General features: G+C 68.7%; 20 protein-coding genes. 14 read left to right on the forward strand and 6 right to left on the reverse strand.

Annotation, left to right across the window (positions count from 1 at the left end):
• Positions 1–57: 57 nt before the first annotated feature.
• A complete protein-coding gene (locus ACWGIG_RS04745; protein WP_453320063.1) occupies positions 58–1,314 on the reverse strand; it encodes an MFS transporter in 1,257 nt (418 codons plus the stop codon).
• Positions 1,315–1,445: 131 nt separating this feature from the next.
• Between ACWGIG_RS04745 and ACWGIG_RS04750 the strand changes: the two genes are divergently transcribed.
• The 9 genes from ACWGIG_RS04750 (at position 1,446) to ACWGIG_RS04790 (ending at position 15,972) form a co-directional block, all read left to right on the forward strand.
• Complete coding sequence (locus tag ACWGIG_RS04750; protein WP_453320064.1) at positions 1,446–2,330, forward strand: winged helix-turn-helix transcriptional regulator; 885 nt, start codon at positions 1,446–1,448, stop codon at positions 2,328–2,330.
• 314 nt (positions 2,331–2,644) lie between these two features.
• Positions 2,645–4,897, forward strand: coding sequence for a bifunctional glycosyltransferase/CDP-glycerol:glycerophosphate glycerophosphotransferase (locus ACWGIG_RS04755; protein ID WP_453320065.1), 2,253 nt, complete (start codon positions 2,645–2,647; stop codon positions 4,895–4,897).
• A 22-nt stretch (positions 4,898–4,919) separates the two neighbouring features.
• Positions 4,920–7,148, forward strand: a complete 2,229-nt coding sequence (locus ACWGIG_RS04760; protein ID WP_453320066.1) for a bifunctional glycosyltransferase/CDP-glycerol:glycerophosphate glycerophosphotransferase — start codon at positions 4,920–4,922, stop codon at positions 7,146–7,148.
• A 51-nt stretch (positions 7,149–7,199) separates the two neighbouring features.
• The gene (locus tag ACWGIG_RS04765; RefSeq protein WP_453320067.1) at positions 7,200–9,443 is read left to right on the forward strand and encodes a bifunctional glycosyltransferase/CDP-glycerol:glycerophosphate glycerophosphotransferase; all 2,244 of its coding nucleotides are present in this window, start codon (positions 7,200–7,202) and stop codon (positions 9,441–9,443) included.
• 139 nt (positions 9,444–9,582) lie between these two features.
• The gene (locus ACWGIG_RS04770) at positions 9,583–11,136 is read left to right on the forward strand and encodes a hypothetical protein (RefSeq protein ID WP_453320068.1); all 1,554 of its coding nucleotides are present in this window, start codon (positions 9,583–9,585) and stop codon (positions 11,134–11,136) included.
• 28 nt (positions 11,137–11,164) lie between these two features.
• Positions 11,165–12,646: a hypothetical protein gene (locus ACWGIG_RS04775; protein WP_453320069.1), complete on the forward strand. Its 1,482-nt coding sequence runs from the start codon at positions 11,165–11,167 to the stop codon at positions 12,644–12,646.
• A gap of 94 nt (positions 12,647–12,740) precedes the next feature.
• Entirely contained in the window at positions 12,741–14,792 is a 2,052-nt protein-coding gene (locus ACWGIG_RS04780) for a N,N-dimethylformamidase beta subunit family domain-containing protein (RefSeq protein ID WP_453320070.1), read from the forward strand.
• 47 nt (positions 14,793–14,839) lie between these two features.
• Positions 14,840–15,292: a hypothetical protein gene (locus tag ACWGIG_RS04785; RefSeq protein WP_453320071.1), complete on the forward strand. Its 453-nt coding sequence runs from the start codon at positions 14,840–14,842 to the stop codon at positions 15,290–15,292.
• Positions 15,293–15,348: 56 nt separating this feature from the next.
• Positions 15,349–15,972, forward strand: coding sequence for an acyltransferase (locus ACWGIG_RS04790; RefSeq protein ID WP_453320072.1), 624 nt, complete (start codon positions 15,349–15,351; stop codon positions 15,970–15,972).
• A gap of 35 nt (positions 15,973–16,007) precedes the next feature.
• Here the strand turns inward: ACWGIG_RS04790 and ACWGIG_RS04795 are convergent, their stop codons facing one another.
• Positions 16,008–16,976: a glycosyltransferase family 2 protein gene (locus ACWGIG_RS04795; RefSeq protein WP_453320073.1), complete on the reverse strand. Its 969-nt coding sequence runs from the start codon at positions 16,974–16,976 to the stop codon at positions 16,008–16,010.
• Here ACWGIG_RS04795 and ACWGIG_RS04800 point away from each other — a divergent pair.
• Positions 16,878–17,513 carry a GtrA family protein gene (locus ACWGIG_RS04800; RefSeq protein ID WP_453320074.1) on the forward strand — a complete coding sequence of 212 codons (636 nt, stop codon included), beginning with the start codon at positions 16,878–16,880 and terminating at the stop codon, positions 17,511–17,513. The genes ACWGIG_RS04795 and ACWGIG_RS04800 overlap by 99 nt on opposite strands.
• Positions 17,514–17,606: 93 nt before the next feature.
• On the opposite strand, the gene ACWGIG_RS04805 is transcribed toward ACWGIG_RS04800, so the two are convergent.
• Positions 17,607–18,599 carry a Gfo/Idh/MocA family oxidoreductase gene (locus ACWGIG_RS04805; protein WP_453320103.1) on the reverse strand — a complete coding sequence of 331 codons (993 nt, stop codon included), beginning with the start codon at positions 18,597–18,599 and terminating at the stop codon, positions 17,607–17,609.
• A gap of 41 nt (positions 18,600–18,640) precedes the next feature.
• Positions 18,641–19,738 carry a DegT/DnrJ/EryC1/StrS family aminotransferase gene (locus ACWGIG_RS04810; protein ID WP_453320075.1) on the reverse strand — a complete coding sequence of 366 codons (1,098 nt, stop codon included), beginning with the start codon at positions 19,736–19,738 and terminating at the stop codon, positions 18,641–18,643.
• A gap of 131 nt (positions 19,739–19,869) precedes the next feature.
• On the opposite strand from ACWGIG_RS04810, the gene ACWGIG_RS04815 reads away from it, so the two are divergent.
• Positions 19,870–20,064, forward strand: coding sequence for a hypothetical protein (locus ACWGIG_RS04815; RefSeq protein ID WP_453320076.1), 195 nt, complete (start codon positions 19,870–19,872; stop codon positions 20,062–20,064).
• Positions 20,065–20,126: 62 nt separating this feature from the next.
• Here the strand turns inward: ACWGIG_RS04815 and ACWGIG_RS04820 are convergent, their stop codons facing one another.
• A complete protein-coding gene (locus tag ACWGIG_RS04820) occupies positions 20,127–20,696 on the reverse strand; it encodes a DinB family protein (protein WP_453320077.1) in 570 nt (189 codons plus the stop codon).
• Positions 20,697–21,103: 407 nt separating this feature from the next.
• On the opposite strand from ACWGIG_RS04820, the gene ACWGIG_RS04825 reads away from it, so the two are divergent.
• Entirely contained in the window at positions 21,104–21,328 is a 225-nt protein-coding gene (locus ACWGIG_RS04825) for a hypothetical protein (RefSeq protein WP_453320078.1), read from the forward strand.
• 301 nt (positions 21,329–21,629) lie between these two features.
• On the opposite strand, the gene ACWGIG_RS04830 is transcribed toward ACWGIG_RS04825, so the two are convergent.
• Complete coding sequence (locus ACWGIG_RS04830; RefSeq protein ID WP_453320079.1) at positions 21,630–22,199, reverse strand: EF-hand domain-containing protein; 570 nt, start codon at positions 22,197–22,199, stop codon at positions 21,630–21,632.
• Positions 22,200–22,563: 364 nt separating this feature from the next.
• Here ACWGIG_RS04830 and ACWGIG_RS04835 point away from each other — a divergent pair, with 364 nt between their 5' ends.
• Together ACWGIG_RS04835 and ACWGIG_RS04840 are read left to right on the forward strand one after the other, a co-directional pair.
• Positions 22,564–23,955 (forward strand): Mucin-2, encoded by a 1,392-nt coding sequence (locus ACWGIG_RS04835; protein WP_453320080.1) that lies wholly within the window; start codon positions 22,564–22,566, stop codon positions 23,953–23,955.
• A 236-nt stretch (positions 23,956–24,191) separates the two neighbouring features.
• On the forward strand, positions 24,192–24,806 hold the full coding sequence (locus ACWGIG_RS04840) for a calcium-binding protein (protein WP_453320081.1): 615 nt from the start codon (positions 24,192–24,194) through the stop codon (positions 24,804–24,806).
• Positions 24,807–24,943 lie beyond the last annotated feature (137 nt).

Genomic DNA, 24,943 nt, shown 5'->3' on the forward strand with positions numbered 1-24,943 from the left:
GCCCCACCAGGGCGACGGAACGTTTCCGAGGGGTACAGCTCTTGTTCCGGGGCTGTGTCAGGCGAAGTCCCGGCGGCGGCCCACCGGGACCGCGAGCAGGTACAGCGGCGGCAGGAGCGCGGCCGTGCACACCGTCCACAGGGCCGCGTGCGTCCCCGCGTACGTGGCGAGCAGGCCGGCGGTGAGGGCCCCGAGCGGCTGGGCGCCCCAGGACACGAAGCGGACGGTGGCCATGACACGGGAGAGAAGCTCGGGCGGGGACTCGGTCTGACGGTAGGTGCGGGTGGTGATCGACCCGATGACGACACCGAAGGCGAAGCCGGCGTTGCCCAGGGCGAACCAGTAGGCGTCGGCTGCGGACGTGGTCAGCGGGACCAGCAGTGCGGCAGCGCCGCCGGCGAGCACGGCCCCGACGACCCCCCGGGCGGTGCCGAACCGCCTGGTCAGTCGGACCGCCACGGTGGATCCGGCGAGTGCGCCGATTCCGTCCATGGCGAGCACCAGGCCGAGTTGTACGGGCGTCAGGCCGGCCTCACGGACCAGGTAGAGCGGTGTGAGGGCGACCAGGGCGGCGCAGACGAAGTTGGTGGCGGTGGCCCAGAGCATGCAGGGCAGCATCACCGGGTGCCGCGTGACGTACGTCCAGCCCTCGCGGATCAACCGGAGTGCGCTGGCGCCGGTGCGGGCGGCGGGACGGCGCTCGGGCAGGGTGTGCAGCAGCACGGCGGAGAGCAGGTAGCTGGCCGCATCCACGAGGAGCGCGCCTACCGGGCCCGCTGCGTGCACGAGGAGGCCGCCCACGGAGGGCCCTCCGGTCTCGGTGACGGCATGCGTGCCGGACATCAGGCTGTTGCGGGCGGCGAGCTGTCGGTCCGGGACGATGGCGGGCAGAAAGGTCGAGTTGCCGATGTCGAAGAGTACGGTCGCGGCGCCGGTGACCAGAGCGGCGAGCAACAGGTGCGGGTAGCTGAGCCGGTCGAGCCACCAGGCGAGCGGGAGAGAGGCGACGGCGGCGAACCGTACGAGATCGAGGGCGACTTGGAGGCGGCGGAGGGGGACGCGCTGGGCGATCACTCCGGCCGGGAGGCTGAGCAGCAGCCAGGAGATCTGTCCGGCGGCAGCGAGCAGGGCGGCCTGGAGCGCGGTGGCGTCGAGGACCGTGAGGGCGATCAGGGGGAGCGCGAGGGCGGTGACGGCGGTGCCTGCGTTGCTCACGGTGGCGGCGGCCCAGTAGCGCCAGAAGACGGGCGGAGGCGAGGTCGCGTGGCGGGTGCTGCGGCGATCGTCCTCCGGGACCGTCGGTGTCTCGCTCATGTGACGCCTGCCTTCAGTGAGTCTCTTATGGGAACTTACCTGGTTGCGATAGAGTTCCTATCCGGAACTGACGGCATGGCGCAAGATGGTTCCGAAGATTGGACGCTGCATCCGGAGAAGAGAGGCGACCCGTGGTCAGGTCGGTGCCCGAGCGGGACGCCGCCTGTGCGATCGCGCAGGCGGCTGCGGTGGTCGGCGACTGGTGGAGCCTGCTCCTGGTACGGGAGACCGCACGCGGCCACCACCGGTTCGACGCGCTCCAGGAGGAACTGGGCATCTCCCGCAAGGTGTTGACCGAGCGCCTTGCACACCTGGTGGGGGCGGAGGTCCTGGAGAAGGTTCCGTACCAGAGCGGCCCGGTGCGGTACGAGTACCGCCTGACGGAGAGCGGGCGGGGGCTGCTGCCCGTGCTGCTCTCGATGCAGGACTGGGCGGACCGTTGGCTCCTCGGCGACGGCTCGCTGAACGGCACGGCCGACGAGGAGAGTGCGGAGGCGCTTCGGGTGGCGGGCCTGGTGGGCGAGTCGCTGCCGCGCCTCGAACTGCCGGGGCACCGGGACGGGGAGCCGCTGGACCCGGTGGCCGAGGCTGCGGCCACCGTCCTGTTCTGCTACCCGGCGACCGGTCGCCCCGGCCCACTGCCGGACGGCTGGGCCGATATCCCCGGCACCGTCGGCTGCACGCTGGAGAACCGGCTGTTCCGGGACGCGTACGACGAATTCCGTGCGGCGGGCGCCGAGGTCCACGGCGTGAGCACGCAACGCCCGGACGAACAGCGGGTGTTCGGGGTCGAGGAGGGCATCCCCTTCATCCTGCTCTCAGACGTCGACCTGCGTCTCGCCGCCGCTCTGCGGCTCCCCGTGTTCCGCGCCGGGCAGGCACTGCGGCTGAAGCGGGCGGTACTGGTGGTGGACCGCGAACGCGTGGTGCGGCACGCGCGCTTCCCGGTGACGGACATCCCTGGAGCAGTGCGCGAGGCGCTGGCGGTGGTACGGCGGGTGACGGCGGGAAACTGACGAGCGCGGGCGCGGCGAGGGCCCCTGGCCTGCACGCCGCGTCCGTGACCGCGACACCCGCCGGCCGCCCCCGGAGTTGTTCCGCGCCCGACGAAACCTGCCGTGCACCCTGATCCTTGCAGCCCCAGTACCTGCACAGGAGCCACACCCGTTCAGGACAGCGCACGGTGGGATCCCAGTCGCTCCACCCTCGGCAGGGTGGGTCGAAAACCCCCTGATCACCCAGGTGTCCCTCGTATGCCGTATCCCGCGTAACTTTCGCATGCTATCGATCGTTTTCGCGCAATACGCCTCTGTCGACCCATGGATGCACATTGCCACGGTTCAGTGTGATTGTCCCCGCCTACATGGTGCAGGCATATCTGCACGAATGCCTTGAATCCGTCTTGGAGCAGCCCTTCACCGATCTTGAGCTGATCGCCGTCGACGACTGCTCACCGGACGGCAGTGGAACGATCATCGACGAGTTCGCGGCCCGCGATCCGCGGGTGCACGCCATCCACCTGACGGAGAACACAGGTCTCGGCCGAGCCCGCAACGCCGGGCTCGCACGCGCCACCGGCGAGTATGTGATCTTCCTGGACAGCGACGACTCCCTGACCCCCGACGCACTGCACGCGATCTCGGACCGGCTCAAGAACACGGACAGCCCCGACGTCCTGGTCTACGACTACGTACGGTCGTACTGCACCGGCAGCACGGCCCCCAAGGCCGTCGCGGCCCAGCTCAGCGAGGAGGGCCCGGCGGCCTTCACGCTGGACGACAGACCAGGGCTGCTGAGAGTCCTGCACGTCGTCTGGAACAAGGCGTACCGCCGTGAGTTCCTGGAGCGTGCGGACTTCACCTTCGCTCCCGGCTACTACGAGGACGTCTCCTGGACCTATCCGGTGCTGGTGACCGCGGAGTCGATCGCGGTGCTCGACAGGGTCTGCGTGCGGTACCGGCGGCGCAGACAGGGAGCGATCACCTGCTCCCCCGGGCCCAGGCACTTCGAGATCTTCGACCAGTACGACCGGGTCTTCGCCCACCTGGACGCACACCCCGAACTGGCGCGCTGGCGGCCCCTCGTCTTCCGCCGGATGGTCGACCACTTCAGCACGGTGTTCACGGCCCGCGACCGGCTGCCGCGCGGCAGCCGCGCCGCGTTTCTGCGCCGGGCCCGCACCTACTGCCGCCGCTACCACTGCCCCGGCGCAACTCCCCCCACGCGCACCAGAATCCGGCACGCCCTGGTGCGGCTGGGCGCGCATCGCAGCTACCTCGCCCTGTGCTTCGCACGAGCTCTCCAGCGAAACGCCCTCCGCGCCGCCGTCGCCGCACACCGTGCCGTCAGGGCAGCCGCACTCCAGATCCACTACCGCATCCAACGGCTCCTTCCGCTGCGCGAGAACGACGCCGTGTTCTCCGCCTACTGGGGCCGCGGCTACGGCTGCAATCCGGCGGCGATCGAGGCGAAGGTCCGCGAACTGGCGCCCGGCATCCGCACCGCCTGGATCGCCGGCCCCGCGCACCACCACACGGTCCCGGCGGCCACCCGCCGCCTCACCCCCGGTTCGGCCGCGTACTGGACGGCGCTGGCCCGCTCCAAGTACCTGGTCAACAACGTCAACTTCGACCGGAGACTCGTCAAGGCCCGGGGACAGGTGTTCGTGCAGACCCAGCACGGCACCCCGCTCAAGCGCATGGGCCTCGATCTGCTCGACCGGCCTGCCGCCTTCGGCGACACCGACGTCGGGCGGATGCTCGCCAACTGCGACAAGTGGGACTACGTCCTGTCCGCGAACCGCCATTCCACGCTCGTCTGGGAGCGGGTCTACCCCGCCGGTTACACCACCCTCGAATACGGCTATCCGCGCAATGACATCTACCGGCACGCCACCGGCGAGGACGTGGCCCGGCTGCGCGAGAGCCTGGGCATCCCCGGGGATTCGGTCGCGATCCTGTACGCCCCCACCCACCGGGACTACCGCCCCACCCAGCGCCGGTCGATCGATCTGGAGCGCATGCTGCGCTCACTCGGCCCCCGCTACATGGTGCTCACCCGCGCCCACCACCTCTCCGGCACTCCGCTCGTGGACAAGGGCTCGTCCCGGCTGGTCGACGTCTCGGACCACCCCTGCGTCGAGTCCCTCTGCCTGGCGAGCGACGCGCTGGTCACGGACTACTCCTCGCTGATGTTCGACTACGCCAACCTCGACCGCCCGATCGTCGTGTACGCCGACGACCGGGAGGCCTACGAGGCGACCCGAGGCACCTACTTCGACCTCCGGAACTTCCCGCCCGGTGCGGTCGCCACCGGCGAGGACGAGCTGATCGACATCTTCGCGACCGGCGAGTGGCGCAGCCCGCGCTCCACCGAGCAGCGGGCCGCGTTCCGCGAACGCTTCTGCCCGTACGACGACGGGGGCGCCGCCGAACGGGTCGTGCGGCATGTCCTCCTCGGGGAGACGCCGGGTCTGCCGCCCGTCGTGCCGTGGGAGGAGCGGCAACCGGCGGCGGATTCGGCGGCGCCCCTTCCGCGGCAGGCGCCTGAGGCGCCCGTGACACTGCCTACCAGCGCCGCTTGAACGCCCACCGAAGGAGAGTGTGTTGCCCCGCTTCAGCGTTGTCGTTCCTGCCCACGACGGACCGGGGCGGCTGCCCGACTGTCTTGATTCGGTGCTCGGCCAGGCCTTCGCCGATGTCGAGCTGATCGCCGTCGTCGGCGACCAGGAAGCGCTGTGTGCCTCGATCGTGGCCGCGCACGCGGACCGCGATCTGCGGATCAAGGTGGTGCACTCGCCCCCGGGCGACGGCCTGCCGGGCGCGCGCAATGCCGGAATCGCCGCCGCCGAGGGCGAGTTCCTGCTCTTCCTCGACGGCGACGACACGCTGGTGCCCGGCGCGCTGGGAATCCTCGACGCCCGGCTCACCGAGTCCGAGGAGCCCGATCTGCTGCTCTTCGACCATGAGCGGGTGCACTGGTTCGACGGCAGCAGGGGGGCGACGCTCGAACGGCTGTGGCAGGGTGCCCCGGCCGAGCCCTTCACGGTGGAGCAGCACGCCGCGCTGCCCGATGTGCTGGTGCCCGCATGGAGCGCGGCCTATCGGCGCGGCTTCGTGTCCCGGCACGAACTGGCCTTCGTACCCGGCATGTTCACCGACACGGTGTGGAGCGTGCTCGCCGCGCTGCGAGCCGAGCAGATCGCGCTGCTCGACCGGATCTGCGTACGACATCTGCTGCGCCGCCAAGGCAGCCGGAACCAGATCCCCGGCCCCCACCACATGGATCTGCTCGACCAGTTCGACCTGGTGATGCGCCGGGCGGCGGAGCTGAAGCCGGACGCGGCGCTGCTCGGCAGGGTCTTCCACCAGTTGGTGTGCGGGGTGCTCAAGACCGCGGCATCCCCCGGGCGGCTGCCGAGCCCGGCGCTGCGGCGACAGTACTTCCGGCGGGCCGCCCGGCTCTACCGTCAGCACCGCCCCGCGGGCCACCGTCGGCCAGGAGGCAGCGTGGGGCTTCAGCACGCGTTGCTGGCTTCCGGCTCCTGGACGGCATTTCGTGCACTGCGCGGCACAAAACGTCGGCTGGGCAGGGTGGCACGGCCTGCCGGACGGCTCCTCGGAAGACTCCGGAAGCGGAGCAGCAACCCGTACAAGTCCTTCCTCAGGCGGCCGGTGGACGAGAACCTCGCTGTCTTCTCCTCGTACTGGGGCCGCGGCTACGCCTGCAACCCCGCCGCCATCCACGCGGCGGCGCGGCGCCTGGCCCCGCACATCAAGACGGTCTTTCTGACGACCGAGGACCACGCGCGGCAGATGCCCGACGACGTGGAGGGCGTGGTGATCGGAAGCGCCCGCTACTGGGAGGTGCTGGCCACCGCCAAGTACACCTTCAACAACGTCAACTTCGAGATGGCGGTCAGGAAGCGCCCCGGCACCCTCCATGTGCAGACCCAGCACGGCACCCCGCTCAAGCGCATGGGCGTGGACCAGGTGGAGTTCCCGGCGGCGGCGGCCACGGCCGGCTCGCTCGGCAAGCTGCTGCAGCGCGTGGACCGCTGGGACTTCAACCTCTCGTCGAACCATCACTCCACCGAGGTCTGGGAGCGGGCCTACCCGGGTGCGTACGAGAGTCTGGACGTCGGCTATCCGCGCAACGACGCGTTCTACCGGTCGACGGCCGAGGACGTGGCCGCGATCCGGCGCCGCCTCGGCGTCCCAGGGGACCGGATCGCGGTGCTGTACGCGCCGACCCACCGCGACTACCGCACGGAGTTCCTCCCCCAGCTGGACCTCGTCGCGTTCTGTGAGGCGCTCGGCGAGCAGTTCGTGGTGCTGCTGCGGGCCCACCACTCCTACGAGGGGTCCGCAGGTCTCGAAGGGATGCTGCGCTCCGGCGCGTTGATCGACGTGACGGAGCACCGTTCGCCCGAGGAGGTGTGCCTCGCCGCGGACGTGCTGATCACGGACTACTCGTCGATCATGTTCGACTACGCCAACCTCGACCGTCCGATCGTCGTGTACGCCGACGACTGGGACGTCTACCGGGAGACACGGGGCGTCTACTTCGACCTGCTCGCCGCGCCGCCGGGCCCGGTGGCCCGTACCCAGGACGAGCTGGCGCGGATCTTTTGCAGCGGTGAGTGGGACGGCGAGGCCGCGGCCCGGCTGCGCGGCGAGTTCCGTGAGCGGTTCTGCGAATTCGACGACGGTCTGGCCGCGGAGCGGGTGGTGCGCCGGGTGCTGCTCGGTGAGCCGGCCGAAGCGCTGGCGCCGGTCGTTCCGCTGGGCCAGCGCGTCCCGGCCCCGGCCGCCGCCCGCGTCCTGCGCCACTGACCCGTCAGAACCGCACGCCCGCACCCATCCCTCACGACCGTGGAAGAGCCCGTGCCTCGTTTCAGCGTCATCGTCCCCGTCCACAAGGTCCAGGGCTACTTGCGCGAGTGCCTCGACTCCATCCTGACGCAATCCTGCACCGACATCGAGGTCATCGCGGTCGACGACTGCTCACCCGACAACTGCGGCAGCATCATCGACGAGTACGCGGCGCTCGACGCACGTGTCAAAGCGGTCCACCTGCCGGAGAACGTCGGCCTCGGCCGGGCCCGCAACGCAGGCGTCGGCCACGCCACCGGCGACTATCTGCTCTTCCTCGACAGCGACGACAGCTACACCCCGGGAGCGCTGCGGGCCATCGACGAGCGGCTCAGGGTCACCGACGACCCGGACGTTCTCGTCTTCGACCATGTGCGCACGCACTGGTGGGGCCGTGGCGGCCGGAGCATGACGGCTGATCTGCTCGCCTCCGCGGGCACGGACACATTCGACATCGTGAGCAGTCCCTCGTACCTGCATCTGTTCCTGGTCGCCTGGAACAAGGCATACCGTCGCGACTTCTTCACCGGCCACCAATTCACCTACCAGCAGGGTCTCTACGAGGACGCCCCGGTCACCTATCAGGCGTTGTTGTGCGCCCGCCGCATCGCGTGTCTCGACCGGGTGTGCGTCGCGTACCTGCAGCGCAGGCGTGGTGCAATCACCCGCACCCCGGGGCGCAGGCACTTCGACATCTTCGCGCAGTACGCGGGATTGTTCGCGTTTCTCGACGAACACCCGGAGCTGGACAAGGCGAGGCCGCTCCTCTTCGAGCGGACGATCAACCACTTCCTGGCGACGATGCCGCTCAGCGAGCGAGTGCTGCCCGAGGACCGGGCCGCCTTCCACCGGGAGACGGTGGAGTTCTACCGGCGCTACAAGCCGGCTGGTTTCACCCCGCCGGACGATGCCTACCGCACCCAGTGGCGCCTGCTCCCCCGCAGCCCCTACCCGGTGTTCCGGGCCTGCATGCTGGCCGCGCGGCTGCGGAAGGCGTCCCTCCGCAAGAAGCGCGAGGTGCGCAGGGCGACCACCCGGCAGATCAAGCGGGCCATCGGCCGTACCCAGCGCCGACTCCCGCTCGATCCGAATCTCGCCGTGTACTCGGCCTTCTGGCACCGCGGTGTGCTCGGCGATCCGGCGGCCGTCCACGACGCGGCCCGGATGCTGGCCCCGCACATCCACGCGGTGTGGGTGGTGCGGCCGGAGGACGTGGAGCGGCTGCCGAGCGGCATCGACCACGTCACCCCGGACACACCGCGCTACCACCGGGTGATGAGTCGCGCCACGTACTTCGTCAACAACGTCGACTGGGCACACGGCCTGGTGAAGCGCCCGGGGCAGATCCATGTGCACACCCACCAGGGGACGCCTCTGGGGCACATGGGCGTCGACCTGCTCGGCCGGCCGGCCGCGAAGTATCACGTCAACGTCCGTGCGATGCTCCAGCGCGCGGACCGCTGGGACTACAGCCTGGTCTCCAGCCCGTACACGGAGCAGATCTGGGACCGTGCCTATCCCTGTCGCTTCACCTCTCTGCCGACCGGCTCCCCGCGCAACGACGTGCTGGTGAGGGGGGACGTGTTGCGGACGGTCGCCCTGCGCAAGCGGCTCGGTATCCCGGACGGCAACACCGTGGTGCTCTACGCCCCGACCTGGCGCGCCCACCGCAAGTCGTACGTGCCGCGGCTCGACTTCGAGCACCTGGCGCGGGGCCTGGGGCCGAAGGTCACCCTGCTCGTCCGACTGCACCCGAAGGACGCCAAGGCCGAGACCCGTGATCTGCAACTGCGCGACCTCCAGCGGCGCGGGCAGCTCCTCGACGTCACCGACGAGCCCTCGGTACAGGACATGATGCTCGTCTCCGACTGCCTGGTGACCGACTACTCGTCCCTGATGTTCGACTACGCCAACACGGACCGCCCGATCGTCGTCCACGGCGACGACTGGGCGACGTACCGGGCGGCCCGCGGCGCCTACTTCGATCTGCCGGCCGAGCCGCCGGGCCACGTCTCCACCAGCACCGACGAGTTGACGGATCTGTTCGCCTCCGGGGCGTGGCAGGACGCACGCTCCGCCGCTCTTCGCGCCGCCTTCAGGCGACGGTTCTGCGCGTACGACGACGGGCACGCGGCTGCCCGAGCGGTCTCCCTGATCATGCTCGGCCGGGAGTACCCCCCGTCGGCCGTTCCTCAGCAGCACGCACGACGGCTCCGCGACGACGCGCACCCCGCCCTCCCGGACGGAATGCGTTGACCGCCCTCTCACCTCTCGCTCGCCGCTCCGGTACGAACGCCTCTCGCTCGCCGCTCCGGTACGAACGCCTCTCGCTCGCCGCTCCGGTACGAACGCCTCTCGCTCGCCGCTCCGGTACGAACGCCCAGGAGATCTCCGCATGTCAGACGTCCCACCCCCTTCCCGGCCCCCTTCCCCAGCGGCGGCTGTGAGGCTCCAGGACCTGTGGTCGCGCGTACCGGAGGCGCTGCGGCTGCCGCTCGTCGTCTACCTCTCCTGCCAGGTCTGCTACCTGCTGTGGTGGGCGGCCTTCTACCCGGGTCTGATCGACTACGACGCGCTCGCCTACACCTGGCAGGTCACCACCGACCACTGGATCTCCAACCACTCGGTCCTCTACAACTCCCTGCTCTGGCTGTCCCTCAACGCCACCGGGGGCTTCGCGGCGTTGACGCTGCTGCAGACGATCGCGATGTCCGCGGTGCTCGGCTACACGTGCGCGAGCCTGCGCACACTCGGCGTACGCGGACGGTGGAGCGCACCGGCCGCTGTGGCCTGCGCGGCGGCTCCCCCGCTCGGGTCGTTCACCGTCTACGTAGGAAAGGACGTGCTGTTCACGGTCTGTGCGGTGCTGGTGTTCGCCGTGACGGCACGACTGGTGGGCAGACGGCTGCAGGGGAGCTGGAACGGCCGACTGCGACGCTCCGAAATCCTGCTGCTGTGCACCGCGTTCCTCGGGATCGGCCTCTTCCGCAACAACGGCTTCCCCGTCACCGTCATCGCCGCACTGGCCCTGCTCCTCGCACTTCCCGGAGCCCGGCGCCTGATCGCCGCACTGGTCACCGCCACCACGACCGTGACCTTGACGCTGATGCTCGTGGTCTATTCGGCGGTCGGCATCCAGAAGCCGCCCAAGACTCTTGTCTACAACCTCCACTACGCCGACCTGGCGGTGACCTACGCGCAGACGCCAGGCCTGTTCACCCCGGACGACCAGCGGCTGATGACCCGGGCGGCGCCCCTCTCCGACTGGCGTGCGGCCGGAGCCAGTTGCTTCGCCTCCGACCCCATGTACCAGAAGCTGAACACGCACGTCACCGACCCACTCACCGAACCCATCGTGCAGTTGTGGTGGCGCACCCTGCGCAAGGCCCCCCAAAAGGTGATGGCCGCACGGATCTGCCGAGGACACATCGCCTGGGCCGTCTTCCCCGGGCCGCAGGATCAAGGCGGCAGGACGTACAACTCCCTCAACAAGGTGCCCCCGACGTTCCTCAGGTGGCACCCGGACATGAAGTCGAGCCCGTACCTCCGGGCGGCCCGGCCCCAGCCCCTGTCCGAAGCCCTCGGCCACGTCGGCAACTTCGCGTACGAAGCCGCCCACGTTCCCCAGTTGGAGTGGATCCTGTGGCGCGGCGCGATCTGGTCCTACGCCACCTACGTGCTCGTCACCCGGTTCACCCGGGCCCGCGGCTGCCGCCCCTTGCTCGCCCTGGCAGGCGTCACCCTCGGCATTCAGCTCACCGTCTTCGTCGCGACCCCCTCGCCGTGCTTCCGCTACATGGCGGCCCCCATGTTCATCGGCGTGCTCTGCCTGTCACTCGTTCCGGCGCTGCGCGGTGCCGTACGTCCCGTCGTCCCGCCCCCGGCGTCCCGAACGACGTCATCCACTACCTCATCCACCTCACCGAAGGACGTGGAATACGTCCCGTGAAAAGCGCGCGCAGCAGCTGAACCGCTCGGTGTCCGACGCCCAGGAGATCTCCGTCCATCCCCCACAGCGAGTCCGGGCCCTCTGGGCGCGCGTACCGTCGGAACTGCGGTTGCCGCTCGCCGTCTTCCTCTTGTGCCAGGCCTGCTACCTGCTGTGGTGGGCGGCCTTCTACCCGGGTCTGATGAGTATCGACTCGGTGGTCTACACGTGGCAGGTCACCACCGGCCACTGGCGTTCGGACCACTCGGTGCTCTACAGCGCGCTGGTCTGGCTGACCCTCACCGTCACGGGGGACTTCGCGGCGTTGACGCTGCTGCAGACGATCGCGATGTCCGCGGTGCTCGGCTACACGTGCGCGAGCCTGCGCACACTCGGCGTACGGGGGCGGTGGAGCGCACCGGCCGCTGTGGCCTGCGCGGCGGCTCCCCCGCTCGGGTCGTTCACCGTCTTCGTGTGGAAGGACGTGCCGTTCACGGTCTGTGCGGTGCTGGTGTTCGCCGTGACGGCACGACTGGTGGGCAGACGGCTGCAGGGGAGCTGGAACGGCCGTCTGCGACGCTCCGAAATCCTGCTGCTGTGCACCGCGTTCCTCGGAATCGGCCTCTTCCGCAACAACGGCTTCCCCGTCACCGTCATCGCCGCACTGGCCCTGCTCCTCGCACTTCCCGGAGCCCGGCGCCTGATCGCCGCACTGGTCACCGTCACCACGACCGTGACCTTGACGCTGATGCTCGTGGTCTATTCGGCGGTCGGCGTCGAGCGGCCGGGCAAGGCGCTCGTCCACAACCTGAACTACGCCGACGTCGCGGTGGCCCATGTGCGTGCACCGGGCCTGTTCACCCCGGACGACGTGCGGCTCATGACCAAGGTGGCGCCGCTCTCGACCTGGCACGCTGCCGGCACCAACTGCTACACGTCCGACGTGTTCTACTACAACGCCTCGATGAACCGGACAGTGGCCGGTCGGCTCAACGCACCGCTGATGCGGTTGTGGTGGCGCGTTCTGCGCACGTCGCCCCAGCAGATCTTGGGCGCGCGGCTGTGCCGAGCACACATCGCCTGGGCCGTCTTCCCCGGACCGCAGGAGAAGAACGCCAGGACATGGACGTACGGCACCTCGATCCCCGCCGACGTGTGGGGGTATCGCGGGATGCAGCACAGCCCGTACCTGCCGGTGCTCAAGTCCCGACCGCTGTCCCAGGCCCTCCACCACGCCGCCGTCTTCGGCCGCTCCGCCTTCGGCGTCCCACAGCTCGAATGGCTCTTCTGGCGTGGTGCCACCTGGTGCTACGCCACCTATGCGCTCGTCGCCCTGCTCACCCGGGCCCGCCGCTGCCGGCCCTTGCTCGCCCTGGCGGGCGTCACCCTCGGCGTGCAGCTCACCGTGCTCGCAGCCAACCCCGCGCCGTGCTTCCGCTACATGGCAGCACCCCTGTTCATCGGCGTGCTCTGCCTGTCGCTGATCCCCGCCCTCACAGGCCACCGTGAGCGGTCTGTGCCAGTCGGATGAACCTCGATCCGAATCGATCGTGTCGATTCTTGCGCGTGGAAAAGTAACGCACAATTGCGCCCACTGCGGTTTATCCGAAAGGGCATCATAAGATATGGCATACGACCCTCAGCAACGCTTCTTGAGCTTGGTGCCCGGCGGAAACGGAATTCTGTACGCGATTCAGGCCGACGGAAATCTGTATTGGTATCGGCATATCAACTGGACAACGGGCACCCCGGCCACCTGGGCAAACTCTGGCGCCCCGCGACTCATCGGCACCGGATGGCAGAAATTCCGATTCGTCCTGGCCGCCGCCGACGGACAGATCTTCGCATTCATGCCGAACGGGGACCTTCTTTGGTACCGATACATCCTGTCCAACATCAACACCGGCGCCGGGAGCTGGCACTCAGCAAGCGGCAGTCGCATCGGTACCCAGTGGAACTTCCCACGTGTCATCGGCGGGTGGAACAACGTCTTCTATGCGCAGGACGGCAATGGAGACCTGCGCTGGTACAAATATACCGGCACCAACGGCTCCTTCAGTTGGGCGGCGAATTCGGGCGCCAAGATCGGCTCGCAATGGCAGGCCTACACCCAATTGTTCGCCGACCCGAACGGGGTTATTTTTGGAACACGGCACGGTCGCGCACTCAGCTGGTTCCGCTATCTCAGCTCAACCGGATCATTCAACTGGGCGAACGGTGGCGTGCCGATGGACACCACCATGTTGGGGCCGTTCGAGAGGGGGCTCTTCTCCAACGGTTCCGGTTCCATCTACAAGATCAGGACGAGCACCACCAACCCGCCGGGCACCGACAACCAACTCCAGTGGTACCGCCTGCTCAACTCCGAGACCGTCCATACCAGCGGCGTTCAGTGGGCGGGCGGGTCCGGCGCTGCGGTCGGCTCGGGTTTCACCCGCGAGCATTCTGCGGCGTTGCAGGGCTATCCGACGTCGATCTCCACTGCACAGGGATCGAGTCTCGGCATCCATGTGTCCACGACGTTCTCCTCGTACACGTCGTCCACCGTCCGCCTTGCTCCTGCCTCCGGTGCCCCCGTCACGGTCACCGCGCCCACCACTCGAACCGGGCAGTTCCAGCTCCTGAAGAGCGGATATCACAGTGCAGGGTGCGGGTGGAATCCGTCCTTCTCGGTATCCGTCGGGACCGGGACAAACTGGCCTTCGGGCGTATACGCATCACAATTGAAATCACCCCAGGGTAAAGAACACCACGTGATGTTCGTCGTGCGGCCTTCATCACCACAGCGGCAGATCGCTGTACTGATTCCGACCAACACGTACAACGCCTACAATTTCTGGGGCGGGCACAACCAATATACGACCGGCCAATCCGGTGCGCAGCGGACCGTCTCCATGCAGCGCCCCAACATGGGAACCTCATGGGACAACTCCTACGTAACAGCAACCGGAATCATCGACCATCTGCTCCACAGTGACCTGCTGCTGTTCCGATGGATGAGCTCGCAGAACATCCCGTACGACTGCTATGCGGACAACGACCTGCATGCGACAGGTGCCTCCTGGCTGCGGACACCTGCACAGGGCGGGAATTACAAGGCGCTGGTGCTGACCACCCATCCCGAGTATTTCACGCAAGCCGCGCGTGACAACATCGCCGCATTCCAGAACAACGGCGGCCGTATCATCTACTTGGGCGGGAACGGCCTCTACGAACGGGTGCAGTACACACCGGACGGCCGCGCAGTGATTTTTCGGCGACCCGACGGCTCACGAGATGTCTTCGCAGATTCCGGACAGTCCGAATCGCAAATCCTGGGCGTATCGTACTTCCCGCCGACGTACATGTCCTTCGCCCCGTACGAGGTGCGCGACACCGGTAACAATCCTTTTACGGCGGGAACCGGCCTGAGCGTGGGAGACACCTTTGGCAGCGTCGCCTACGACATCGCTGCCAGCGGCTGGGAAGTTGACCGTCGACAGGCCGCCGTGCCCGGATCCGTACTCGTCGCGGAGGGGCGCAATACCTCGGGCGGGGCCGAGATGCTCTACGTGCCGCCCATTTCCCCCAGGGGCTGGGTGTTCTCGGTCGGCTCCCTCTCCTTCACCGGCAGCATTCCGTTCGACACCGCGATCCAGAAGATCCTGTTGAACGTCTTCACGAGAGCGGTGGCCTAACGTCCTGACACAAGATCAGGTACCGCCGAACGGAGAGAAGCGAGAACATGAAGGAAATGTCACGCCGCACCGTACTGGTCGGCGCCGCGGCTGCGGTGACTGCGCTGGGCCTTCCCGCCTCAAGTGCTGGTGCGGCGCCCGTACAAGAGAAGCCGCCGACCACCGCGAAGGAGAAACGGTCGGCAACCGGCACCTGCGGAATGCTGGGCAGCACGGAAATCTGCGTCACCGCACGAGAGGTCCAGGATGTCACCGGCCTCCAGTACGTCCTCGCCAACGGCGGTGACCAGCCGATGACCTACACGTTGTGGTACGTGGATACGAACGGAGGGCCTGAGTCGGGCAGGGTCACGGAAACGGTGCAGGCAGGGAAGACCGTCACCGGCTACTTCTACGGCGCCGTCCAACACTGTTTCACGCTGTACGTGTGCGAAGAGGCCGGGAACGCATGCCTCACCCTCGGACCCGTCTGCGGCGAAGATCCGTCAGACTGGGAGTAGAGACCGAACGGGTCAAGTCCCCGCACCCGGAGACCCGTTGGGTCGTTCCACAGCACATGAATCAGAACAGTGAAGCATCGCTCGCTCCGGTCCGGATCGCGGCCGGGGCCCAGGTCGACGAGTCGGTCGCGCTGGGCCCCGGCACCGCCGTGTGGGAGCTCGCCCAGATCCGTGAGCAGGCCGTGCTCGGCGACAACTGCGTGGTGGGGCGGGGCGCCTATGTCGGCCCCGGTGTCCGGATCGGCGACGGGGTCAAGATCCAGAACCACGCCCTGGTCTACGAGCCCGCGGAGCTCGCCAACGGCGTCTTCGTCGGTCCGGCCGTCGTGCTGACCAACGACCACAACCCTCGCTCGGTCGACCCGGAGGGCCGGCCCAAGCGACGTGACGACTGGGAGCCCGTGGGGGTCAGTGTCGCCGAGGGCGCGTCGCTCGGCGCGCGATCGGTCTGCGTGGCCCCGGTCCGCGTCGGCCGCTGGGCGATGGTCGCCGCCGGTGCCGTGGTCACACGGGACGTGCCGGACTTCGCCCTGGTCGCCGGAGTCCCGGCCCGTCACATCGGCTGGGTGGGCCGTGCTGGCCGGAGACTCCGCGAAGTGCCCGGTTCGGCCGGGGTGTGGGAATGCCCGGAGACCAGCACCCTGCACACCGAGGATGACGGCGTTCTCACGGAGGTCTGAGGCGAGAGCCGCACCGGGGCGCGGCTGCGGCGGACTCATCCGGAGACAGGGATCCCGACGGCGGCGGCTCGGCGGTCCGGGCTCTCCTGGATGTCGAGCATGAGGGCGCCGACGAGAAGGTGAATCCCGGTGAGGATCGGCATGGTCGCCAGCAGGACACTCCCTGCGCTGGCACTCGCAGGCCCGAGCGTGTGGATCAATACCCAGGTACTCACCGCGCCACCGAAGGCGATCAGGAAGAATCCCGCCAGGAGCAGGAGAGCGATCGGCGAAAAGGAGAAGACGACGTACTTCAGGAGGACGCGTCGCCCGGACCCGCGAGCCAGCTGGCCGATCAATGCCGGAATGACCTTGTGCATCCGCATGGTGGACACCTCATTCCCGTAGACCGCGGGAATCGGGACGTCACAGGCCGGGATCCGAAGGATATTCAGATTGATCAGCAGGTCGTTCTCGAACGAGTAGTCCTGGGCCACACGGTCGAGGTTCAGCCGTTCCAGCGCTGCCCGGTGGATCGCCGTGTACCCGTTCTGAGGGTCGAACAGGTGCCAGTACCCGGATGCCAGCTTGGTCATGAAGGAGAGGATGACGTTGCCGAGAATCCGGTGTTTCGGCATTCCACGGTAGGAGTCGCGCGAGTAGAAGCGGTTCGCCTTGGTGAAGAGAGCGGTCCCGTCGCAGATCGGAGCCAGCAGGGCGGGAAGGTAGGCGGGGTCCATCTGCCCGTCGCCCGCCATGACCACCGAGACGTCACACTCCAGCCGCAATGCCTCCTTGTGCCCGTCGCAGACCGCTCCGCCGACTCCGGTGTTGTTCTCGTGCCGGATGAGCACCACCCGCGGGTCGCCCGCGTCGATCGCCTCGACGGCCGTCGAGTCACTGCTGGCGTCGTCGATCACCACGATATGGTCGACGAAATCTGGCGTGGTATTGATCGTCCGAGCGATCAACTTTTCCTCGTTGTACGCCGGCACCACAACCGCGACTTTCATATTTTGATACACGGAGAAAAGACCTCTCACGGTTCTTCGACTGGAATTCATCTGCGACGATGTGCGGGAGCAGGGAGGAAGGTACCAGAAATCGTCACAAAATTAAGGCACGCCGTCCGTCGCTTTTCCTCGACTCATGCGACAAGGTTCCTTCTTGTCGGAGGGCTGTGCTACGCGATCGATGTGGGGACACTGGTCCTGCTGCACGGCGGACTGCGTATGCCGTTGGCCGCGGCCACCTCACTGGCTTTTGTGACCGTACTGGCGGTCAATTTCGGCCTCAACAGAGCCTTCGTATTTCGCAGCGGCACACTGGCCGGACCGGCCTTTGCCAAATACCTCGTGCTCGTCGGACTGAACTACTGCGCAACCGTGGCAACGGTCACCGGGCTGACGGCTCTGGGCCTGTCGTACGTAGCGGCGAAGACGACGTCAACCGTCGTCAATGCGGTGGTGAATTACGGTGCGTTTCGGTGGTGGGTCTTCAGGTCACCCGGTGCGCGAAGCACCCGCAGTCCGGGCAGGCCCGCGCCGACCCCACTGCCGTGACCGGCAACCGCGTTTCGCCGACCACGCCCGCGCGGCACCTGAGTGATCGTTCTGCAGGGAGAACAGAAATGATCACTCAGGGCCGCGGGCACCTCACGACCGCTGGGCGACCGCCGCCGGACTCCGGGGGTGCGGGCTCTGCAGCGGCAGGTACGCCTTCCGTCGTGCCGAGTCGAGGACTGCCTCGGCGACCTCGACCGTCCGCAGCCCCTGCTCAAGGGTGACGATGTCCGTGCCCTTGCCCTCCACCGCATCGCGGAAATGCTCGTGCTCGACGAGCAGCGGCTCGCGCTTGGGGATGGCAAACCTGACCATGTCGCCCTCAGCGGCTCCGCGGAAGGTGCTCAGCGCTTCCCACTCCGTGGCGACGGCGCCGTTGGCATGGAAGGTGAGGTCCGCGGTGAGGGTGTCCGCGACGAAGCAGCCACGCTCGCCTGTCACCGCCGCGAAGCGCTCCTTGAGCGGGCTGAGCCAGTTCACGAGATGGCTGACCATGGTGCCGTTGGTGAGCTCACCGACGACCGCGACCATGTCCTCGTGCGGGCGGCCGCTCTTGGAGAGGGTGCGGGCCGCCACGGAAGCGTACGGGCACCCCGTCACCCAACTGGTGAGGTCGATGTCGTGGGTCGCCAGGTCCTTGACGACGCCCACGTCCGCGATGCGGTGCGGGAAGGGCCCCTGCCGCCGCGTGACCACCTGGAACATCTCACCCAGCTCGCCCGCCTCCAGGCGCGAACGCAGGCTCTGCAACGCCGGGTTGAAGCGCTCGATGTGCCCGACCCCGGCGATCAGACCGGCCCTCTCGAAGGCGTCGACCAGTCGTCGGGCCGCAGCCGCGGAGTGGGCGAGCGGCTTCTCGATCAGCGCGCACACGCCGTCCGCGGCCAGGGCGAGGCCGATCTCCTCGTGCAGCGCCGTGGGGCAGGCGACCACGGCGTAGTCGAGGCCGAGCGCGAGCAGTTCGGGCAGAGTGGCGACGACCGGGGCGCCACGAGCGGCGCCCGCGGCGTCTCCCGCCGGGTCCATGACGCCGACGAGTTCGACGCCGTCGAGCGACGAGAGCACCCGGGCATGGTTGCGTCCCATCGCGCCCAGTCCGACAAGTCCCGCACGCAGGGTCTGCTTGCTCACAAGGCGCCTCCGGCGATGCTCACGGCCCGGGCGATGCGCTCCAGTTCGCCCTGCCCGAGGGTGGGGTGGACCGGCAGCGAGAGCACCGCGGCGGCAGCGCGGTCGGTCTCGGGCAAGGGAGGGCCGGCCGGGTGGCGGTACGGCTTCAGACGGTGGATCGGCGTCGGGTAGTACACCGCACTGCCGATGCCCTGCCGTGCCAGTTCCTGCTGTACGGCGTCCCTGCGCCCGCCGGGGACGGCGACGGTGTACTGGTGGTAGACGTGCCGGGCGCCATCGGCCACGTGCGGCACGGGCAGCCCCTCGATGCGGGAGTCGAGCACCTTGGCGTTGGCCCGCCGCTGCTCGGTCCACGCCGGCAGCTGCTTCAGCTGCTCACGGCCGACGGCCGCCGCGACGTCGGTCATCCGCATGTTGGCGCCGACGATCTCGTTCTCGTACCGCTGTTCCATGCCCTGGTTCCTGAGCAGCCTGAGGGTGCGGGCCACTTGGGGATCGGCGGTGCTGATCATGCCGCCTTCGAGCGCGTGCATGTTCTTCGTCGGATAGAAGCTGAAGCATCCGGCCTGCCCGAACGTTCCGACCGGCTGTCCGTGCAGCGCGGCACCGTGCGCCTGGCAGGCGTCCTCGACGACGGCGAGGCCGTGGCGCGCGGCGAGCGGCATCAGGCGGTCCATGTCGGCGGGGTGCCCGTACAGGTGCACCGGCATCAGCGCTGCGGTACGCGGACCGATCGCCGCCGCCGCCGCGAGCGGATCGAGACAGTAGGTGCCGGGGGTGATGTCGGCGAAGACCGGTTCGGCGCCCACCAGGCGCACCGCGTTGGCGGTGGCGGCGAACGAGAAGGAGGGCACCACCACCTCGTCGCCCGCCCCGATGCCGAGCGCCATGAGGCTCAGCTGCAGCGCGGAGGTGCCGGAGTTGACGGCTACACAGGTACGTTCGGCGACCAGCTCCGAGAACTCCTCCTCGAAGGCGGCCACTTCAGGACCCTGGGTGACATGGCCGCTACGCAGGACGCGTACGGCGGCTTCGATCTCGGCTTCGCCGATCACGGGTCGGGCGGCTGGGATGGACAGGCTGGACCCGCTCACGGGCAGCCTCCGTTCGAGAGCGAGGGACTCGGCCTGCCTATAACCGCGGTTCCGTATCAGGAGTTTCTGATGTCACTGCCTCTCAACCCGAAAGGCAGTATGCGTATGATGAGGCTATTTGTCCTCATAGGGTGCTCCGCCGCCTCGACACGTCCGCCGAGCAGGCATGTGCGGCCCGGGACACGGCCGTGCGGATCGGCGCCGTACCACTGCGGGAGGCGCTCAATGCCTTGGTACGACACCGCCGTCTCGCCGCCGCACCGGCCGCCGGGGAGCGGATCGCCGAGCTGACCGCAGTGGAGAGCGAGGTGCTGCGCGATGGCTGACAGCCGCGGAGCGTCACGGAGTTCACGTAGGTTCCGTAGCTGGCTCGCCGGTTACCGGAGAGTCATATGCGGCCCGGTACGGCGCCGTCCTGCCCGCGGTAGAGGTCGCGCAGCAGGGAAATCTCGGCGCCGTGATGGATCAGCTCCCTGTTGACGTGCAGGACCATGCCCTCCATGGGAAACCGCTCGGGACCCACAGCGGGCGGATTCTCCAGGTCGGCGTCCGAGAGCCCGCGGACCCCCGCGTTCCATCTCCCGTACATCTCATCGAGCTGTTTGAGCGCCTCGTCAGCGGTCCCCGCGTAGGCGAATGTCTCGGAGTCGACGTCCTGGCCGCCGAAGTGCCATCCGACCCGATAGCCCAGGCAGGAGACGATGATGTGCGCCAGCCGCCAGGCAATCGTGGTCACCGGCGCCGGCGTCGGCACCAGGTCGGGGGACGCGTCGTCCAGCCTCCACTCCCCCGAGCCCTCCGACATCGGTGCGGCCGACGTGCCACGCGGGCGGATGCTCCAGCAGCCACGCACCGGCTCCCAGAAGTACTCCTCGTCGGTGAGACCCTCCAGCCCCGGCCGCAGGTTCTTGCGCCAGTACCAGTCCAACTGGTCCGCGATTCGCTCGCTTCTTGTCATTTCCGCACGCTACCTATGACATGACGGGTGATCAAGACTGCGGTGTCCGGCCCGAGATCAGCATGAATATCCCGAGCGAGCGCCACGCCAGAGCCTCCGACCTGCATGTCGATCCGGCAGTCGTGCGGGAGGTTCGTACTGCGCGAGGTGTCCGCTCTCGACTACGAGGAGATCGCCGAAGCCATCGGCAGGAGCCCGGCTTCCGTCGAGCTGGTCCAGATCAACGGCGCCCCGGGGGCGGCGCAGGCAACGGGGGACCACAGCCAGATGGGCGGGGGTCAGGTCATCGCCGTGACCGCATCGGGCAGGACGCGGATCGCGGCCGGGCGTGCGGCCGTGATGGTCGGTGCGTGCTCGCTGCGGGCTGCGGAGCGCGCTGAAGCTCTCGATCGCGGAGAAGGCCGGGGGTGCTCCTGCTCCGTGTCCGTGACCTCTGCCGTCAACGGCCGGCCTCCGACGGAGCGTACGTACCGTTCCACGACTTCGCCCTGGAGGAGGAGTTCGGCCAGGCGCTCGCCGTGCCCAGCCCGGCCGGTGCGGTACGGCGGCTGCTGGCCACCGCATCCCGGTGGGCGCCTGAGCGGGCGGACCACGCCACCGTTTTCGTCACCGACCTGACCGGCGGCCGGTGACGGGCGGAGGGTGGTCACATCCGCTCGGGATGCGCCACCCTCGTGGACGTCGCGCTGGAAGTCGCGAGCCCTTCCCTCACACGGCTGTGCACGTGGCGCAGCAAGCACTCTTGTCTCCTCCGCAACCGGATCCACCGCCCCGGCGGTCCACGGTCCACGCTCATGGTTCTCCTGGCCCAACAGGGGGCGGCGGTAACGGAGTTCACTGCGGTGCTGGAACGGCAGGCGCGGTCCGCCGGCCGCGCCCCCGTGCAACCCGTATCCGGAACGACCCGCCGTGCGGCAAGCTGTCGCAGCCGACTCAGCCGTGCGAGGACGGGTGGTGTCCCATCCACCAGTTGCCGGTGGCGCTGGGGTCCGGGCTGGACCAGAACTCAATGACCGCCTGGGTGAATTCGGTGGGCGACAGCACTCCGTCGCCGTCGATGTCGAGGTGGCTGAATGCCTCGGCCGCCATCGCCTCGGTGAGCTGAGGGAAGTGCCCACGCTGGAACGCGAGGAACTCGTCAGGACTGATCTGGCCGTCCTGGTCGATGTCGGCGATCGCCAGGTAGGTTTCGGCGATCCCGCCGAGAGCGGCCCTGGCGGCCTCGGGGTCCTCTGCCAGCGTACGGGTCGAGGCGACGAACTGACTCTTGGAGATGCCCTGACTCCCGGCCGGGACGAAAGGCGCATGCACGTCCCGCCAGATGGCCGTGTAGGCGCCGATGATCCGATCCGACTGCGGGGAGCCTTCGACGTGACCGAGCGAGGTCGCCACCCGGCGCCCCATCTCCACGTGGTCGTCCTCGGTGAGGATGCCGTTGCCGCTCACGTCGAGCTGATCGAAGCCCTGTTCGATCTTCGATGTGAGGAAATCCTGGCCGGTCATTGCCGCTCCTTGCAGGTAGGCGAACACAAGTGACAGGGCATCAAAAGGCTGCTGTCGCATCGACGTTACTTACCGCAGGAAGTGCGGGGGCGGTCTTCGCCTGTCTTACACCTACGAGTGGAACGAGGCGAGAGTCCGTACGGGTCAACTGGTTGTTTCGGGGGCGGTGACGACCAGAACAGAAGCCTCCCCCGGAGGACCGCCTCGCACGTACGGGGTGCACCGTTTGGAGCTGAACGTGCCGGACTTGATGCTGAGACCGTCGCCGCTGCCCCCCATGAGCGCTCACCGTCGTCCGTCGCTGGACTCAGGCGTGGGGCATCGTTGTCAGAGGACATCGGACCGAAGAAGACATGGGGGGATCATGGTCGCGTTCCACGCGTCCGCGTTGGACGGAGTCGCCCGCAACCCGGCGCTGCCGACACCGTTGCTGCTGCGCCTGCTCGCCTTTGACGGCGGCGGTGACGGTCCGCCCCGTAACGCCGTCCAGCGGGCTGGACTTCCCGAGTCGGCCGTCGTGGTGATCCTCGCTCACCCGAACCCGGCCGCTCGGACCGCCTTCGCGATGAGCGCCAGAGCCGAGCCTGTGCAGCGGGCCCGGCTCGCGGACGACGACTCCCCCAAAGTGCGGGCCGCTCTCGCTCACGGACCCGAGTGGTGGGAGCCACGTACGACGGTCGCACCCCTGCCGGACGACGTGTGTGCCCGCCTGCTCGACGACCCCGACCCTTCCGTACGGGCGGCCCTGCTGGACTCGCCCTGGCTGGTGCCGTCGTTCGTGGCCTCGCTGGCCACGCACTCCGCTCCGGCAGCGCGCCGGAGAGCGGCGCGCGCGTGGCAGACACTGCCGGGCGAGCGGTCGGCGCTGCTCACCGATCCCGACCCCGAGGTGCGGCAGGCCGCCGCGCTGGGGGCGTGCCGCCGGGACGCGGACGTCACCGCCGCACTCCTCCGCGATCCGAAGTCCGCCGCCGAGGCGCTGCGACACGGGCTCCTGCACCGCGCCGTCGCCGAACGGTGTGCCGCCGAGCGGTCGCACCTGGCCGCCCTTGCCGAGAACCCGTCGCTGCCCACCGACCTCGTGGAGCGGCTCGCCGTCGACCCCGACGAGGCCGTACGGCTCGCGGTCTCCCTCAGGCCCGAGCTGGACGAGACACGGCGCATGGCGATCGACTTCACGGTCGGAGACCTCGACAGGGGCGACGGCGTGCAGTGGGTACGGGACGGACTCGCCGACCCCGAGGTGCTGCGCCGGGCCGCGACCTCCGCCCACCCGCTGCTCCGGCGAGCCGCCGCCCAGAGCCCTCACCTGCCGCCCGACCTGCTGCGCCTGCTCGCACGCACCGAGGATCCGGTGGTGGAGAACCGCCTGGGCATTCACCACCCCGATACCCCGGAGAAGGTCCTGATGCGTGTGTACGCGAGGCTCGGCGGGACGTTCTCCGCCTGGATGGCGGAGACGCACCCTCGCTTTCCCCGCGAGGGCCTCGCCGCCCGCTACGCGGACCACCAGGACGGCGACCACCGCCGACTGGCCGTCCGGGACCCGGCCGCCACGCCCGCGCTGATCGAACGGCTCAGCCATGACCCCGAGGTCTGGACGCGCCAGGCGGCGGCCGGCGATCCGCGCCTGCCGCTCCGTCGGCTCCGCGAAGCACTTCGCGTCCCTGAACTGGCCTCCAGCGCGGGCGCCAACCCGGCGCTCCCCGTGGACGCGATGGCCGCCGTCCTGGACAGGGCCGGCGTCTGCCCCTGACCGCCGGGCAGAACCGCCCCCTCGGGGGGGGCAACCATTCCCGTGGCCCAGTGGTCACATCCGGCGCCATCCGCGTATCGGGTGGGCCTTCTCAGCTCCGCCCCGGGAACTTCCTGGGGCGCTGGACCATGGGGGAACGCCTTCATGTATCACCGCACCGCCGCGGCAGCCTTCGCCGGGGCACTCGCCCTGTCCGCGATGGCGATGCCGAGGGCCGCCCAGGCCGACGAGGTCTGGTGACCGCCACGGACGACTCGGGCATCGAGACGGGAAAGACCTTCCCGGTCATGTGGCACGGCCCGATCCACAAGCCGACGGGCGACAGCTACGGTCTCGTGGTCGCCCATCCCGCCGAGGGCAGGTGCGTGACCCCGATACCCACCACGACCACCTGCACCTACACCCTGACGATGAACCCGCGCATCCACCCCCAGGACAACACCACGGCCGGAACCTGGGCCGTGCGCGCCCACGCCCTGGCCAACGACGGCGACTACATCGGCAAGGACTCCGCCGCCACGGTGAAGGTCCTGCGCAACTCCGTGCTGACGGTCAACGCCTCGCCGGAGCCGGTGAAGAAGAACAGGACGATCACCGTCACGGGCGCCCTGACCCGCGCCGACTGGAAGACCTACAGGTACGGGGGCCATGGCAAGCAGCCGGTGAAGCTGCAGTTCATGAAGAAGGGCACGGGCACCTACAAGACCCTCAAGACCGTCACGACGGACAGCAAGGGCAACCTGAGGACGACGGTGAAGGCCACGGCCGACGGCTACTTCCGCCACTCCTTCCCCGGTACGTCCACGACATCGGCGCTCTCCTCCGCGGCGGACTACGTCGACGTGAAGTAGCCCCGCACAAGCCGGCGCCGCCAAACAGCAGGAAGCTCAGGGCAGTTGACTTCTGCCCCGGGCTCTTTCACGCACACCTCGGAGGTAGGAACCGGCAGGTGGGCGGAGTCCGCCCCACCACGCGTCCGTCGTGCCCC

Source organism: Streptomyces sp. NPDC054863, assembly GCF_053610825.1.